The 13483-nt window shown below is 36.1% G+C and carries 15 protein-coding genes and 2 pseudogenes; 12 read left to right on the top strand and 5 right to left on the bottom strand.

Going from position 1 to position 13483, the window contains the following annotated elements:
- Window positions 1-78: 78 nt before the first annotated feature.
- The 8 genes and pseudogenes from JCM19034_RS05865 to JCM19034_RS23955 all read left to right on the top strand — a co-directional run bounded on the left by JCM19034_RS05865 (window position 79) and on the right by JCM19034_RS23955 (window position 5657).
- A pseudogene (locus JCM19034_RS05865) lies at window positions 79-827 on the top strand (GTP pyrophosphokinase family protein).
- A gap of 177 nt (window positions 828-1004) precedes the next feature.
- On the top strand, window positions 1005-2714 hold the full coding sequence (locus JCM19034_RS05860; protein ID WP_231686822.1) for a methyl-accepting chemotaxis protein: 1710 nt from the start codon (window positions 1005-1007) through the stop codon (window positions 2712-2714).
- A 140-nt stretch (window positions 2715-2854) separates the two neighbouring features.
- Window positions 2855-3223, top strand: a complete 369-nt coding sequence (locus JCM19034_RS05855) for a GntR family transcriptional regulator (RefSeq protein ID WP_062048035.1) — start codon at window positions 2855-2857, stop codon at window positions 3221-3223.
- Window positions 3220-3690 (top strand): ATP-binding cassette domain-containing protein, encoded by a 471-nt coding sequence (locus tag JCM19034_RS22905; RefSeq protein ID WP_231686821.1) that lies wholly within the window; start codon window positions 3220-3222, stop codon window positions 3688-3690. The genes JCM19034_RS05855 and JCM19034_RS22905 overlap by 4 nt, the downstream gene beginning before the upstream one ends.
- Window positions 3691-3698: 8 nt before the next feature.
- Window positions 3699-3878: a hypothetical protein gene (locus JCM19034_RS22900; RefSeq protein ID WP_231686820.1), complete on the top strand. Its 180-nt coding sequence runs from the start codon at window positions 3699-3701 to the stop codon at window positions 3876-3878.
- Between the two features lie 719 nt (window positions 3879-4597).
- Entirely contained in the window at window positions 4598-4789 is a 192-nt protein-coding gene (locus tag JCM19034_RS05845) for a hypothetical protein (protein ID WP_062048033.1), read from the top strand.
- 98 nt (window positions 4790-4887) lie between these two features.
- A complete protein-coding gene (locus JCM19034_RS05840) occupies window positions 4888-5328 on the top strand; it encodes a YtoQ family protein (protein WP_062048031.1) in 441 nt (146 codons plus the stop codon).
- 206 nt (window positions 5329-5534) lie between these two features.
- Window positions 5535-5657: a hypothetical protein gene (locus JCM19034_RS23955; RefSeq protein WP_269431661.1), complete on the top strand. Its 123-nt coding sequence runs from the start codon at window positions 5535-5537 to the stop codon at window positions 5655-5657.
- 109 nt (window positions 5658-5766) lie between these two features.
- Here JCM19034_RS23955 and JCM19034_RS05835 read toward each other — a convergent pair whose 3' ends face one another.
- On the bottom strand, window positions 5767-6510 hold the full coding sequence (locus tag JCM19034_RS05835) for a metallophosphoesterase (protein ID WP_062048029.1): 744 nt from the start codon (window positions 6508-6510) through the stop codon (window positions 5767-5769).
- Window positions 6511-6664: 154 nt separating this feature from the next.
- Between JCM19034_RS05835 and JCM19034_RS05830 the strand changes: the two genes are divergently transcribed.
- The 3 genes from JCM19034_RS05830 to JCM19034_RS05820 all read left to right on the top strand — a co-directional run bounded on the left by JCM19034_RS05830 (window position 6665) and on the right by JCM19034_RS05820 (window position 9904).
- The gene (locus JCM19034_RS05830; RefSeq protein WP_062048027.1) at window positions 6665-7306 is read left to right on the top strand and encodes a hypothetical protein; all 642 of its coding nucleotides are present in this window, start codon (window positions 6665-6667) and stop codon (window positions 7304-7306) included.
- Between the two features lie 77 nt (window positions 7307-7383).
- On the top strand, window positions 7384-9579 hold the full coding sequence (locus JCM19034_RS05825; protein ID WP_062048025.1) for a CBS domain-containing protein: 2196 nt from the start codon (window positions 7384-7386) through the stop codon (window positions 9577-9579).
- Window positions 9580-9646: 67 nt separating this feature from the next.
- Window positions 9647-9904: a hypothetical protein gene (locus JCM19034_RS05820; protein WP_062048023.1), complete on the top strand. Its 258-nt coding sequence runs from the start codon at window positions 9647-9649 to the stop codon at window positions 9902-9904.
- A 35-nt stretch (window positions 9905-9939) separates the two neighbouring features.
- Here the strand turns inward: JCM19034_RS05820 and fabF are convergent.
- A pseudogene (gene fabF / locus JCM19034_RS05815) lies at window positions 9940-11180 on the bottom strand (beta-ketoacyl-ACP synthase II).
- 36 nt (window positions 11181-11216) lie between these two features.
- Window positions 11217-12155 (bottom strand): beta-ketoacyl-ACP synthase III, encoded by a 939-nt coding sequence (locus JCM19034_RS05810; RefSeq protein WP_062048021.1) that lies wholly within the window; start codon window positions 12153-12155, stop codon window positions 11217-11219.
- 232 nt (window positions 12156-12387) lie between these two features.
- Here JCM19034_RS05810 and JCM19034_RS05805 point away from each other — a divergent pair, with 232 nt between their 5' ends.
- The gene (locus JCM19034_RS05805; RefSeq protein ID WP_062048019.1) at window positions 12388-12645 is read left to right on the top strand and encodes a hypothetical protein; all 258 of its coding nucleotides are present in this window, start codon (window positions 12388-12390) and stop codon (window positions 12643-12645) included.
- Between the two features lie 119 nt (window positions 12646-12764).
- On the opposite strand, the gene JCM19034_RS05800 is transcribed toward JCM19034_RS05805, so the two are convergent.
- The gene (locus JCM19034_RS05800; RefSeq protein WP_062048017.1) at window positions 12765-13034 is read right to left on the bottom strand and encodes a hypothetical protein; all 270 of its coding nucleotides are present in this window, start codon (window positions 13032-13034) and stop codon (window positions 12765-12767) included.
- Between the two features lie 69 nt (window positions 13035-13103).
- On the bottom strand, window positions 13104-13430 hold the full coding sequence (locus tag JCM19034_RS05795; protein ID WP_062048015.1) for a hypothetical protein: 327 nt from the start codon (window positions 13428-13430) through the stop codon (window positions 13104-13106).
- Window positions 13431-13483: the final 53 nt, after the last annotated feature.

Genomic DNA, 13483 nt, shown 5'->3' with positions numbered 1-13483 from the left:
TAAAACCTTTTCATTGATTTTCTATGTTATTTTGTCATAATAAGTAGTGAAGATCATGCAAAGCTGAGGGGAATAGCTATGGATATAGAAAATCTTGATTTTAATATAAATCAACTAAAAAAGTTTAAGCTTGAAGTAACCCGCTTTATGATGGCATATAAATTTGCACTCGATAAGATGGATACAAAAATTGATATTTTAAAACAGGAATTCGAATACATACACGAATATAATCCGATTGAACATGTCTCATCACGTTTAAAGTCACCGGAAAGCCTATTATCAAAAGTGCAACGAAAGAAAATTCCCTTATCTTTAAATGGAATTAAAGAGCAAATCCATGATATTGCCGGTATTCGGATTACATGTTCCTTCCTATCAGACATTTATACGATTAGCGACATGATCCAACGACAGAAGGATTTACGAGTGATTGAAATAAAAGACTATATTGCCGAGCCAAAGCCTAATGGTATAGAAGTCTTCATTTAATTATAGAAGTACCCGTTTTCATGTCTGATCGAGAGATTCATGTTTATGTAGAAGTGCAAATTCGTACCATTGCAATGGATTTTTGGGCTAGTTTGGAACATAAAATCTTTTATAAATATAATAAAACGATTCCAAAACGGTTAGTTAATGAATTAAAAGAGGCTGCTGAGTCTGCTTCAGCACTTGACTACAAAATGGAATCGATCCATAAAGAAGTGACAAACATTAAAGCAGCTCAGGAAGAAGAAGAGTCATTACGTACACTTAATTGGAACAATGAAACGTTTAAGCTCCCTACAGGCTTACTCCAATCAATATTAAGCAGTGAGAAATGAAAATCTGCTAGAATATAAAAGGCATTAGAAGATTTGAAATGAATCTTTATCAATGCCTTTTCCCCCCAAAAAACTCTCATCATTTGTTAATTTTCGCTATCTTAATATAGAGTTTACATTATATTCATATTCATTTGGTACAATCGTCATGATTCTATAGACGGGGGTGTCATGAATATGAACGACGAGAAAGAAAAAAAAGTATCATTTTATCAAAAAATAATGACTAGGCTAAACTTACGTGTACGATTATTTATTTTATTTTTCTCACTATTAACCATCTCAATTGTTACCGTAGGATTAACTTCCTATATATTAGCAGAACGAGCTACGTTAGAATCAATGGAAAATCGTTTAAAAAGAGAAACGGAACTTATCGGTCATTTAGCCGAAAACTTGCGTTTCCTTTACGTAAGTGATGATGATTATTTTATGCAAATGCTGAATACGAGTATACGAAATCAGCAACAAACTTTCTTAGATGAAGGGATGGATGCTGAGTTCATGTATATTACAAACGGCGCTATTATTCCTTTCAATGTTAGTCAAGATTCGTTACCTCCGGTAAACGAAGACGTAATTTCAGACATAGCCAATCTTAAAAATGGAATAATACATACTTCGTTGGATAATACATTTTATACAATAACATTTCGTGAATTACGCGAATTAGATGGGGTCTATGCGATTCTTATTCCGAGAAACGATTATATGACATCAGTTCATCAAATGGCACGGTTGTCTATTATAACGGGAATTTCAATCATACTCATTTCAGCTATTTTACTCATTTTATTTGTTCGTTCAATCAATAACCCATTAACGACTTTACGAAATACGATGAGAGCAGTGAGAAGTGGTGATCTACAGCAAATTCCAACATTAAGAACGACCATTCCAGAAATTATGTCTTTACATAAAAGCTACATTGCGATGATACAACATATGCGTTCCATGTTAAGTGATTTGAAAAGGACTACTCACGAGCTAGAATCAACAGGTGCACAATTAAAAGGTTCATCAGAAAACACACTCTCCTCTAGCCAACAATTAGTTCAATCTATAAATGTTGTTAAAGAAGGGGCTGAACAAACAGCACTCGGTTCTGAAACTAGTTTAAGTAGCTTTAAAGAGATGAAGAATAAGATTGAAGAAATGATTAATATGATGGAGAAAATGACACTTCAATCTAGAGATGTTAGCCATTCAGCTAAAAATGGTGAGGAAACGATTGCCAATTTGATTCAAACCATCCATACATTTGAACAAGATTTTAATCAATTAAATCAAACAATTAGAGATGTGAACAATCATTCCACTTCCATAATTAACGTGGTTGATTTAATTCGTGATATTGCCGAACAGACAAAGCTACTAGCATTAAATGCTACTATAGAGGCTGCTAGAGCAGGAGACACGGGAAAAGGGTTTGCCGTCGTTGCTAGTGAAGTAAGAAAGTTAGCGGATCAATCAACTAAGGCGACAGAGGAAATCAACAATACCATTACCAATATGGAAAATACGACAAAAGTGGCTACTCTAGAATTTGACCAACTTTTAACAAAGACGAAGTCAAATTTAACAATGGCAAATGACTCAAAGCATTCTCTTGATCAGCTTTTGCACGAATTTTTAGCTGTGAACAATAAACTTGAGCAAATGAAGCAACAATTAGATCAATTCAATGACCTGCTTCCGACACTTGAGCAAACGTCTCATCAATTAACTTCCATTTCACAAGAAACATCAGCAAGTGCGGAAGAAATGCTCACTACTAGTGAAGAACAAATCCAACAAGTCAATCAGACACACAAAATTGGATTAACATTATCTGATCTCTCTGCTTCTCTTGCAAAATTAACAAAACAATTTAAGGTGAATGAATAATAAACATACATATTTCTATGGATTTTACTCGATCACAGTTTTTCTGTGGTCTTTTTTTATTATGCCTATTGACAAATCAGTTCATTACCTTTATGGTTAATTACATAAGTAACTAACCAGTTAACGAAAGAGGTGATAAAATGGATCATCATTTTGATGACGATAAACCATTATTTCTACAAATCGCCGAACGAATTGAAGAAAGTATTCTTGATGGCTCTATTAGCGAAGGTGAGCGAATTCCGTCCACAAATGAATTAGCAAAACATTACCAAATAAATCCAGCGACTGCTGGCAAAGGCATTAATCAGCTAGTAGATCAAGAAATTATTTATAAAAAGCGAGGGATTGGAATGTTTGTTGCAGAAAGGGCTAGAACCATTATTTTAAAAAAAAGGCAAAGTGAATTTTATGACGAGTATATTATTCCATTAAAAGCAGAAGCAAAAAAGCTCGGAATCTCTACTTCAGCTTTAATACAATTCATTAAGGAGGATGAGGAAAAATGATTACATTTAAAGGTGTTTCAAAGTCATATGAGAAAAAGTATGCTCTAAAAGATGTCAACTTAGAACTTACTCCAAACAAAATATACGGTTTACTAGGTCGCAATGGGGCCGGTAAAACAACGATGCTACAACTCTTATCCGGTCATATTTTACCTGATCAAGGACGAATTCTCATTAACGGACAGGAGCCGTTTAATAATAAAAAAGCATTGGACCAAATTTGCTTTATTAGTGAAAGTGGTAATTTTAAACAACGCCTTAAAATTAAGAATGCTTTAAAAATTGCTTCCCTTTACTATCCGAACTGGTCAAACGATGTCGCGTTACGATTATTGGACGTTTTCGAGCTTAATCAAGAGCTAAATGTTAAAGGACTTTCGAAAGGAATGGAGTCAGCATTAGGGATTATTATTGGTCTAGCAAGCCGTTCTCCTATTACGATTTTTGATGAGCCTATATTGGATTAGATGCCTCTTTGCGCTATACATTTTACGATATCTTACTAGAAGAGTACGAGAGCTTACCACGTACCATTATTTTATCAACCCATTTAATTGACGAAGTAAGTGATTTGTTTGAAGAAATTGTTTTAGTTAAAGACAAAAAAATATTGTTACATGAAACTGCTGAGCAACTAAAAACAAAAAAGCGTTAAAATTACAGGTCCTAAATCTATTGTTCAATCATTTTGTGAAGGGAAACAAGTACTTCATCTAACTGAAATGATCGGAAAACAAACCGCTGTTACTTTTGGAGAAACTTCAATAGAGGAAGCAAAAAAAGCTGGCCTTGAGGCTGAGCATTGTCACATTCAAGAACTAATGGTTCATTTAACCACAAAAAAGGAGCGAAAGCCATATGTATCGTGATCTTCGTGCAAATCTCTATTTTCTAAACAATTGATTTTCGATTTTCAATTATAGTATTTTGGTCTATCTTTATAGCTAGTTCCTTACTTCTTTTCGCTTTATCCTTATCTTTGCCTTTCGAGACAACTATTATTCTGTCACCTAGTATGGCGATTTTTGTTTATTGTGGCTTTTCAGGTTACTTAACGGTAAAAGATACCTTTCCATTTATGATTAAAATGGGCTCAACTCGCACTGCATTTGTCGTAAGTGTTATCGTGTTTAATCTTATTCTTGCCTTTATTATGTCGGGAATATCAACGTTCTTAACCAAATTAATAAGCTTTTTCAACGAAACATTCGATAATAACAATCTAAGTATGTATGCTACGACACAATTAACCTCTATAAACGATACATGGTACAATACACTATTGCTTGATTTTTTATCTGTTTCTTCCTGCTTACTGTATTCGTATTTATGGGGTCACTCTTTTATCGTTTTGGCTTAATTGGCGGTGGGAGCGTGGTAGCAGTCTTTCTTATTTTAAATTTAATTGCAAATATTCGTAATTGGTTAATCGGTTTATTTATTGAGATCCAAGACTATCTTATTACCTTTGATTTTTTAAATAGTGTACTATTTCTACTTATTACAATTTTCACCATTTGGCTTATTCTAAGAAAAGCCTCCACAATTGCTAAACCTATACGATAAGACAAAGTATCTGATACGATATAATGTGTAAGTTTATTGCACATAAATAATGGGAAATAGAATGGAAACGAAATTACACTTAGGAGGCTTAAAGTGAAATGGAATTAACCGTATATTTAGCTGGCCAAATTCATAATAATTGGCGTGAGGAATTGATTAATAAAGCGAAGGAAAAGAATCTGCCAGTGAATTTTGTAGCACCGCAAACAAATCATGAACGATCTGATAGCATTGGTGAAGATATTCTAGGAAAACAGCCTGGTAATGTTTATCGTGATGACGCAGCATCCGCCATAAACAACTTTAGAACAGAAGTGCTCATACAAAAATCAGATATCGTTATTGCTTTATTTGGAGAAACGTATAAGCAGTGGAATACAGCAATGGATGCAACAACAGCAATTAACCTTAACAAACCAACGATTATCATCCGACCTAATTCCCTCATTCATCCGCTAAAGGAGCTTTCTAATAAAGCTAATGTAACTGTAGAAACAGTGGAACAGGCGTTGGACGTCATCGGGTATATATTTGAATAGATATAAGTACTGGAGCCATCAGATAAACTAGTAGCAACTAGAATCCTACTTGAACTAGCTACGCTTGGATTGAGCAACACACCAACAAATGGCTCCCCTTCCCTTTTTGTATAAGAGTTCAAAGTAATGAACTCTTTTTGTTTTATTAAATAAAATGACTTGAACTAGAAAACAATACAATTAAACGAGCAAAAGGGGGGATTCGTATGAGCAAACGTTCAAAATCTAAACGTAATATGATTGAAAGCAAAGATGCCGCTCAGCCGAGAACTGGAAAAGAACGAACAACCATTTCAAAAGCCAATCAAGAGCTTGGAATAAAGAAGTAAAGATCAATCACATTAGTAAAGCACTGTGCTTTTAAAATGATTCGTTAAGAACCATGTGTGAAAGCCAGTGCTTTATTCTCATAAGCGTCATCTAACTAGTAGTCACAATTTAGCTATTTTTTAATCCACGATACTGTCCCGTTCGAAGCTCTATTGTATACTCGTTTAGTTCAGGCATATTAACATCAATCGCTCGTTGTATCGCTAAATCGACATCATATGGAACACGCATAAATTGAATGGCAAATGTCCCCTCTTTGGTTTCGTTTGGCTCTCCTTCCAAAATAACGTATGAAGCTTGAATCTTATCAAGTGGATTTCCAACACTGCCAACATTTATGATCGTTTGTCGGTTATGATGCTGTATATATGCATTATGAATATCTCCGTACGCTATTACATTTGGTTCCGTGATCCCCGCTATGTTTTCTGTTAAATTACTGTTTTGTAACAAACTTAACCGTTCTTCAATAGCATCCCAAGGTTGGATTCGCTCATAAACACTTCTTGGTGAAGCGTGAAATACTCGAATCAATTGTCCACTTAGCCAAAATTCATAGGAATGTGGAAGACTACGTAAATAGTCAAAATCATGTTCTGATAATTGCTTTTGATGCCATTTAATAACATCATAATCTGTGGGCTTTGTAATAAAATCATCCCAATTTCCCATTACAACATGATCACAATGCTGTCTAATTAAATCAACGGCCTTTTTTGATTCAGGTCCTTTTCCGACAAGGTCACCTAGACAAATTAACTCATCGATCGTCCTTGCCCCAATATCCTCTAATACAGCTTCTAATGCAGGAACATTACCGTGAATATCAGATATAAGTGCTATCCTTTTCATGTTGCCCTCCTCGCTTAACAGCTTTCGTTATACAAATTTCTTTATTGAACATAAAACTCCTGCTTCTCGTACTATTTTTTAAACGTAAAGAGGTTTCATTCCTTAAAAAAGGGAATATATGTAGTATAAACCTTTTTTATAAGGAGGAGTAACAATGAGCTATAATCGGATGCGATTAGAAAGAATACGCTCAAATTACGTAAATCGTTTAACTTCTTCAACTACAGTTCAAGCTGTTGAAAAAATTGAAGCTACTCGTCCAGTTGAAAATGAAACGAAACATCCGACAGATAACTTTATTCTTTCTTATGAACGGTACTACCGTGCCCTCCAAGAATTAAAAGAAGAATTCAAACAATTTTATCACCGTGAGCAGGAACTAAAAAACGCCATTGAACAATTGGATGAGAATGGAACACTGATTTATCAAACTGAACAACTGATTCAGAAATATAACAAAGCCATTTCTGCACTGATGCAATATGATCGAATAACTGGCTCTGCCCATACTGATGTAATCATAACGATTCTACAACATTACGAGGAAGCCTTTTCCAAAGTCGGAATTTCAATCAATCACCATGCCTATTTATCATTCCAGTGCAATAAATTACTACATTTTTTAACAACAACGTCTAATACTCATGTTACGGAGCTAATTAGAGATTTTAAATCACTCATTATAAAAGAGTACTACTCTTTTATAAAAGTTAAAAATAGACAATCAAAAATGGAAAACACGTATGAGCCTCCCCCATTAATAACAAAAGGACTAATGATTGAAGAACAATGTTGACCGTTTTCTAGTTGATCGCTATGCTAGAAGAAAGCAGTGACCGGAAATAATAGGTATACGAAAGAGGTAACTATGATATGGAAGTGATTGTTTCACATGTGAATTTAGATTTTGATGGCCTAGCTTGTATGTTAGCAGCAAAAAAGCTTTATCCTAATGCAACCGTTGCCCTAACCGATAAACAACAAGCTACTGTAAAATCTTATTTAGCGATCTATCGTGATAAACTATCGTTTAAGAACTACGAGCAAATTACTTGGGAAAGTGTCAGTACACTTATCGTCGTTGACGTTTCTTCATTAGAACGAACTGGAATACCCATTAATCGGCTGCCACATCAAAAAGAAGTGATAATATACGATCATCATCAACCAAAAGATCATGATTATCAAAAGGGAACGAAAATAATAAAACATTATGGTGCAGCCATTACGATTTTAATTGAATATATTCGCGAAAAAGAAATGACTATTTCCGCCTTTGAAGCAACATTATTTGGGCTCGGTCTATATACTGACACTGGTAACTTCACCTTTTTGCAAACACAAGCAGCGGATTTACAAGCAGCAGCCTTTCTATTAAATAATGGAATGGACATCTCCTTAATTGAACGTTTTTCTGAAACAGGTTTTACAACAGTAGAAATTCAGTTGCTACAGACGTTATTATTATCTGGCAATGAACTAGAAAAAGACGGATTAAGACTTTTTATCACTAGTCATGAACTTGACGATTATCAAAGTGGATTAGCAGTTATTACAAGAAAGTTATTGGAGATGACTCATACTGATGGTGTGATTACCATTGTTAAAATGAAGAAACACGTTTATATCGTTGTGAGAAGCAGTTCTGAACGAATTGACTTCCAATTCATGCTAAAGGAGTTAGGTGGTGGTGGACATTCACAGGCAGGTTCAGCGACGATAAAAAATGGCTCACTTGATCTTGCTTTAGAATCCGTCCATTCTCTAGTACATACTATTTTCCAAAAACCAATAACGGCCGCGGACATAATGTCGACCCCCATTAAATTTGTTCTACCTGAAACAACCATTCAATCGACGTTAGATCAAATGTTTCAATTTGGACATACCGGGTTTCCTGTTCTCAATGAAAACGAGCAACTCGTTGGCGTCATTTCTCGTCGCGACGTTGATAAAGCGATTCATCATGGACTAGGACACGCCCCCGTAAAAGCGTACATGTCGACAAAGATCGTAACACTTCCGAAAGAAGCTTCACTTGAGACGATTCAAGCTGTCATGATGAAGCATAATATCGGGAGAATACCGATTTTAGATGGACAAGCAGTCGTTGGTATCATTTCCCGCACTGATTTAATTGAACAGTTGCATCAATCTTTACCTATTGAAATAGACAAGAAACAATTAACTCAAAAAACAATGCTTCATAGACTGAATAACGGATTAACTCCCTCTGTTCTCCAACTGTTAAAAAAAATTGGACAACTAGCTGATCAATATCATTATCCCGCTTTTTTAGTTGGTGGAATCGTTCGTGATTTAATTCTTGAAACACAGAATGAAGACATTGATATAGTTATTGAAGGAAATGCAATTTCCTTTGCCTTGCAGCTTGAACAAACATACGGTGGGACAGTTAAATCTCACGAAGAATTTGGAACGGCAACATGGACAACAAAGGATGGTTTCAAAATTGATTTAGTAACATGCCGAACAGAATATTATCAAAATCCTGGTGTTCTTCCGAGTGTCAAAGCTTCGAACATTCGTGAAGATTTAAGTAGGCGAGATTTTTCAATTAATGCATTAGCTATTCAATTAAACAAAGAAAAGTTCGGATATTTAATTGATTATTACCAAGGTATGGATGACCTTGACCAGAAAGTCATTCGTGTTCTTCATTCCTTAAGTTTTGTAGAAGATCCTACTCGAATCTTTCGAGCCGTTCGCTTTGTTCTAAGATTAAACTATCAATTGTCTACACAAACAAGGAAATTAGCCCTTGATGCTGCACATATGGTTAAACGTATTAGCCCACAGCGACTTATTCGCGAGCTCAAGCTATTTATGCAAGAAGGACAACTTTATAATGGGATGATTCAATTAAATGATCTAAACGTTTGGCAAGAACTCTTTCAAGCTCGTATCACTGCAAAACGGACTCAAATCATTCGTTCATTAACGGAGCTAGATATTAAAGAGATTTTTCCTTATCTTCTCATTTTCTTAGAAGGACACAATGAAGGAATGATTCGCAAATATGCCTTACAACAGAGAACAAGCAAATGATAAATGAAATACAACAATTAGAAATTGATGTAAAAACAGTTGATTCCTTTTATACTGCCCATAAAAAATGGCACCATATTCAAGAAGTCAGCTTGCTTTTTTCAGTGTTCAAACAAACAATGACTGGGTATTGAATTATATTGAACGGCGAAGACAGCTTTCACCACTTTTAACGGGAAAGGATTTAATTTCATACGGTTTAAAACCTGGACCAACATTTAAATCACTTCTTTTCGAACTTGCTTGTTTACAAATTAATGAGCAGATCCATACGAAAGAAGAAGCAGATCAATGGATTAAGGGCACCTTAAAAAGGGAAGGTTAATCCTTTTTAAGTGCCCTTTATCATTTCAAGACTAGTTATTCTTCATACGTCTTAAATACTAATGTAGCATTATGACCGCCAAAGCCTAAAGAATTACTCATCGCTGCTCGTACTTGTTGTTTTCTTGCTTCATTCGGGACATAATCTAGATCACAATCTGGATCAGGTGTTTCATAATTAATAGTTGGAGGAATCATTCCATCTTGGATCGTTTTAACTGTGAGAATTGCTTCCACTGCACCTGCTGCTCCTAATAAATGCCCGGTCATCGACTTTGTAGAACTAATCGCTAGTTGATAAGCATGCTCTCCAAATACCGTTTTTGCAGCCATCGTTTCAAACTTATCGTTATATGGCGTACTCGTACCATGTGCATTTAAATAGTCAATATTTGCTGGAGTTAACTCTGCATCTTCAATCGCTTGTTTCATCGCCCGAGATCCTCCTTCTCCTTCAGGTGCTGGAGCAGTGACGTGGTACGCATCACCAGTAGCACCATACCCTGCAATTTCTGCATAAATACGTGCCCCTCGTTTTTTTGCTGACTCTAAGCTTTCTAGAATGAGGATACCAGCACCTTCACCCATAACAAAGCCATCGCGATTTTTATCAAATGGACGTGAAGCCGTTGCAGGATCTTCGTTAGTTGATACAGCCTTTGCAGCACAGAAACCAGCAACAGCCATATTTGTAATAGGAGCCTCAGATCCACCCGTAATCATAATGTCAGCATCGCCTCGCTGAATTACTTTAAAAGCATCACCAATTGAATTCGTTCCGGAAGCACACGCGGTTACGGTACAAGAATTAATTCCTTTTGCACCTGTTATGATTGATACTTGTCCTGAGGCCATATCAGGAATCATCATTGGAACGAAAAATGGACTAACACGACGATATCCTTTATCTAAAAACTGGTGAAAATTCTTTTCGTATGTTTCCATTCCACCGATCCCAGATCCAATCCATACACCAACTCGTGGTGCAATTTCATCGGTAATCGTCAAATCAGCATCCTTCAAAGCCATTAATGAAGATGCTACAGCAAATTGCGTAAAGCGATCCATTTTACGTGCTTCCTTTTATCGATAAATACACTCGGGTCAAAATTGTCTACCTCAGCAGAAACATGAATAGGAAATTGATCAACATCAACACGTGTTAACGGGCCAACTCCAGATTTTCCCGCTAAAGCATGATTCCATGTTTCATCAACATTCAATCCAAGCGGGTTCACAGTACCCATTCCAGTTACGACTACTCGGCGTTTATCCATAATTACCTCTCCTTTACCCTATTTTATAATGAACTGTTATTTACCCCATCTTAAAGCTACAGCACCCCACGTTAACCCAGCACCAAAGCCTACTAATACAATAACATCTCCATCCTTAATTTTACCAGCCTTCCACTCATCAACGAGTGCCATTGGAATTGACGCTGATGAAGTATTTCCGTACTTTTGTACTGTTAAAGCCATTTTATCCTTATCTAAACCTAACCGCTCTCGTGCTGCTTCCATAATACGAATATTAGCTTGATGAGGAATAAGAAAATCACAATCTTCTTTAGTCAGACCAGCCTTTTCAAGAACATGAACAGACGATTCACCCATCTGGCGAACAGCAAATTTAAATACTTCACGTCCATTCATCTCTAAATATTTATCTTTTTGATGGATATGAAAAGCACCTCCACCGTCTGCACCTAATTCAAATGATAAAATACCACGATCATTTGATACAGGCCCTATTACTGCTGCTCCAGCACCATCACCAAACAATACAGCCGTATTTCGATCATTAAAGTCGGTAATCTTTGATAGCTTCTCAACACCGACTACAAGTATATTTTTATATGCCCCTGTTTCAATAAATTGCTGTGCCGTCACAATGCCATATATAAAACCCGCACACGCAGCACTAATATCCATCGCTGCAGCCTTATTTGCTCCTAGTTGTTCCTGAATAATCGTTGAAACAGTTGGAAAAGGCATATCTGGCGTAACTGTTCCGACTAAAATTAAATCTAGTTCTTCAGCAGAAATCTCCGCATGCTCTAATGCTTCTTTAGCTGCTGCTAATGCCATATGTGAACTATCAATGTCTTCCGTTGCAAATCGGCGTTCTTCTATACCTGTTCTTGTGCGAATCCACTCATCAGAAGTATCTATTTTTTTCTCAAAATCAAAATTAGTCACTACCTGTTCAGGAATATAGCTTCCAATCCCAATAATACCTGCTTTTGTCATTTTTAATCCCCTTTCATCGGAGCGATCTTTTTTGGGTTCATATTAGTACCTGATACTAATTATATTTTAATTCTAACGTTCTGTCCAGTTGTAACCTAGTTTTAGGCTTTTACCTTTACACAACTGGTTATTTCAACCATACACTAACTTAGGAGTAAACTTCTATTTGATAAGGAGGTATATAAATGGCAGAAGAAGAACAACAACCAACGCGTGATTTTTTTCGGAGTTAATGTTTGGACGACCTGAATCAAACGAATCAGCCGTTGAACAAAAGGATACTGACATAGACCAACAACAAATTAAGGAAGAGGACCCATCAGAACAACAAACAGAACAGCAAGCTGGGTATCAACCAACACCAAATCAATTGGATGCAATCATATCACTTGCACAGTCGTTAACTCCCTTGTTCACAGCTATTTCTGGTTGGTTAGCTAAAAAAAGCAAGGACGGTAACGATGCTAAAGAGGAGAAGAGGGAAGAATAACAATTTCCATTACACTTCTCTCACATTCGCTTAGAAATAACATAACATTCAACTAGCAAAAAAAGGCTCACAAGTGAAAGTTCACTCATGGGCCTTCTTTATATTAATAAACAAATTCATTACCATGCATAATATGGTCTTGGTGGAGCATAACCACCATAAGACGGACCGTAATTTGGACCATATTGTGGACCAAATCCGGGACCATAATTTGGACCAAAGTTTGGTCCGTAGCTAGGTGCGTAAGCGTTAGGACGTCCTACCCCACCAAATAAAACAGGGCCAACCGCTAAACCTGCCAGGAATGGTAAAAAAGGGAATCGCTGATCTTGGCCATGGTGATAGCCTGATTGATTACGAAACCCTTGCATGTGAGCATGATGATACATGTATATAGCAACTCCTTCCCATAGGTTAGTAACATCCTATGAGCTGAAACGTAAAATGGAGCTAGTCCACTATGAATGTTCTCGATCTAACTCATTCATCATTGTTTCAAATAATTGATCTAGGTTACTCTTTAAACGCTTTTCCTCTTCATTATTTGCTTTCATTTCTTTGACATTTGCGTACGTTTCAAGAAATCCTTCCATATCACCTGTTCGAAATTGGGCAATGCCATAAGAGACAAAAAGTCGTACATGAGGTGCGTCTCCTTGTTTCATTAACTCAATAAAAGGCTTTAGTTTTTTTAGGGCTTCTTCATATTGTCCGTCTTTTAAAAGAGTAAATCCTTCTTTCATTTCCATTGCAAAAGCCTGGAGCTTTGTTGCCTTTTGTGTCAAAACATTCACTCCTCAAACTATGTATTCAAGTAAGATATATTCAAAAGTAGCAT

Source organism: Bacillus sp. JCM 19034 (assembly GCF_001310635.1).
Taxonomy (GTDB): Bacteria; Bacillota; Bacilli; order Bacillales; family Bacillaceae_D; genus Halalkalibacter.
Note: the sequence above shows the minus strand (reverse complement) of the source record. Positions and strands in the feature narration are given on the sequence as shown.

What these genes read in the sequence shown, in the direction of transcription:
- JCM19034_RS05860 (WP_231686822.1), top strand. Translation starts at nt 1,005, where the DNA reads ATGAACGACGAGAAAGAAAAAAAAGTATCATTTTATCAAAAAATAATG.
- JCM19034_RS05855 (WP_062048035.1), top strand. Translation starts at nt 2,855, where the DNA reads ATGGATCATCATTTTGATGACGATAAACCATTATTTCTACAAATCGCC.
- JCM19034_RS22905 (WP_231686821.1), top strand. Translation starts at nt 3,220, where the DNA reads ATGATTACATTTAAAGGTGTTTCAAAGTCATATGAGAAAAAGTATGCT.
- JCM19034_RS05840 (WP_062048031.1), top strand. Translation starts at nt 4,888, where the DNA reads ATGGAATTAACCGTATATTTAGCTGGCCAAATTCATAATAATTGGCGT.
- JCM19034_RS23955 (WP_269431661.1), top strand. Translation starts at nt 5,535, where the DNA reads ATGAGCAAACGTTCAAAATCTAAACGTAATATGATTGAAAGCAAAGAT.
- JCM19034_RS05835 (WP_062048029.1), bottom strand. Translation starts at nt 6,510, where the DNA reads ATGAAAAGGATAGCACTTATATCTGATATTCACGGTAATGTTCCTGCA.
- JCM19034_RS05830 (WP_062048027.1), top strand. Translation starts at nt 6,665, where the DNA reads ATGAGCTATAATCGGATGCGATTAGAAAGAATACGCTCAAATTACGTA.
- JCM19034_RS05825 (WP_062048025.1), top strand. Translation starts at nt 7,384, where the DNA reads ATGGAAGTGATTGTTTCACATGTGAATTTAGATTTTGATGGCCTAGCT.
- JCM19034_RS05820 (WP_062048023.1), top strand. Translation starts at nt 9,647, where the DNA reads ATGGCACCATATTCAAGAAGTCAGCTTGCTTTTTTCAGTGTTCAAACA.
- JCM19034_RS05810 (WP_062048021.1), bottom strand. Translation starts at nt 12,155, where the DNA reads ATGACAAAAGCAGGTATTATTGGGATTGGAAGCTATATTCCTGAACAG.
- JCM19034_RS05805 (WP_062048019.1), top strand. Translation starts at nt 12,388, where the DNA reads ATGTTTGGACGACCTGAATCAAACGAATCAGCCGTTGAACAAAAGGAT.
- JCM19034_RS05800 (WP_062048017.1), bottom strand. Translation starts at nt 13,034, where the DNA reads ATGTATCATCATGCTCACATGCAAGGGTTTCGTAATCAATCAGGCTAT.